At 60.9% G+C, this 233-nt stretch carries 1 protein-coding gene; it reads right to left on the bottom strand.

The features are described from left to right. Positions 1-233 (bottom strand): IS110 family transposase (locus tag GTP55_RS30550; RefSeq protein ID WP_161048275.1); only part of this gene is annotated, 233 nt, incomplete at both ends.

The following is a 233-nucleotide window of genomic DNA, read 5'->3' on the forward strand; positions in this document are numbered from 1 at the left end:
CCGTGTAGCTTTCCAGGCGGTTGCTCTCCTGCTGACGCATGTCCTTCAACGCTTGTATGCGCTGCGACCATGCCCGCAGTTGGCGTTGCTCCAACGGTGGTGGTGCCCACCGCTTCGGCGACATGGCCGCGCAGTACCGCGCGATCAGGGCCGCATCGGCCTTGTCGGTTTTATTGCGCAGATTTTCACTCTGGCCGAAACCTTTGATGCAGCCCGGATTGACCACACTGACC

The sequence above is a fragment of the Duganella margarita genome (assembly GCF_009857535.1).
GTDB classification, from domain to species: Bacteria; Pseudomonadota; Gammaproteobacteria; order Burkholderiales; family Burkholderiaceae_D; genus Rugamonas; species Rugamonas margarita.